This window comes from Actinomadura rubrisoli (assembly GCF_004349215.1).
GTDB classification, from domain to species: Bacteria; Actinomycetota; Actinomycetes; order Streptosporangiales; family Streptosporangiaceae; genus Spirillospora; species Spirillospora rubrisoli.
The window spans coordinates 1-1174 of the sequence record NZ_SMKU01000715.1; the positions used below are offsets into that span (position 1 = coordinate 1).

Annotated in this window: 2 protein-coding genes; both read right to left on the bottom strand. The window is 74.9% G+C overall.

Going from position 1 to position 1174, the window contains the following annotated elements; all coding sequences use genetic code 11:
• On the bottom strand, positions 1–303 hold a 303-nt coding region (locus tag E1298_RS47055; RefSeq protein WP_243726277.1), incomplete at its 3' end, for a site-specific integrase.
• A gap of 173 nt (positions 304–476) precedes the next feature.
• Positions 477–1109, bottom strand: coding sequence for an NUDIX domain-containing protein (locus tag E1298_RS47060; protein WP_131903820.1), 633 nt, complete (start codon positions 1107–1109; stop codon positions 477–479).
• Positions 1110–1174: the final 65 nt, after the last annotated feature.

Below are 1174 nucleotides of genomic sequence, written 5' to 3' on the forward strand. Positions count from 1 at the left end.
CGGTTTGACCTCGTGGGCGGGGTCGCCGGGGGCGAGACCCTCGCGCAGCGCGAAACGGTGCAGGCCGCGGACGGCGACCAGCGCGCGCGCCGCCGAGCCCGCCGACAGCGGCGGATGGTCGTCGTCGCCTTCGCGCAGGCTCACCAGGAACGCGCGGACGTCGTCCTCGGCGATCTCGTCGATGCCCGCGCGGCCCCGCTCGCCCTGGACCTGCGCGTAGCGGCGCAGGTCGCGGCGGTAGGAGCTGAGGGTGTTGGCGGCCAGGCCCCGCTCGACGGCGAGATGCCCCAGGTAGGTGCGCACGGCGGCGTCGAGAGCGGATCCCGGGCCGGCGTCTTCCGCGGGGGGCCGCGCGGCGCTCCGGCCCGTCGTGCTCGGGGACAGTGCGGCACCTCTTCTGGCGGTCGGGCGATGGGACGTGCCCATCATGCCCGGTCATGGCGCGCGGGGGGACCTCAACGCGGCGGCGGAAGCGGTCAGTCCTCCGGGGCGTCGACGGGACGCAGGTCGCGGTACCCGGCGTCGCGGGCGGCCCGCACGGCGAGGATTCCCACCGCGGCGATCATGTTGTGCACCTCTCCGGCGAGCACCTTGCGGACGGCCTCCTCCAGCGGGACCCACACGACCGGCATGTCGGCCTCCTCGTGCACCCGCTCGAAGTCGATCTCGTCCGCGGGCACCTCGGTGAGGCCGCGCGCCAGGAAGATCCGGACGCGCTCGTCGGACATGCCGGACGAGGGGAACACGTCGACCAGGGTGTCCCAGCGCTCGGCGCGGTACCCGGCCTCCTCCAGCAGCTCGCGCTCGGCGAGCTTGTGCAGCGGCTCGCCGTCCACGTCGCGCAGCCCGGCGGGCGCCTCCCACAGCAGCCGGCCGACGGGGTGCCGGTACTGGCGCAGCAGGAGAACACGGTCGCGGTCGTCGAGGGCGAGGATGCCGACCGAGCCGAGGTGCTCGATCACGTCCCGTCCGACGATCTCGGTGCCGTCCCCGCCCGGCATCTCGACCCGGTCCTGGCGGACCTTGAAGATGTGCCCCTCGAACGCGGTCGCCGTCCCGGCCACCGGCCATTGCTCGGGACGGTCCCGCACGTCGTCCGGGCCGGTCATGAGGCGGCCGCGTCGCCGCGGGCCTCGGCGTAGTCGAGTGCGGCGGTCACCAGGCCGGTGAACAG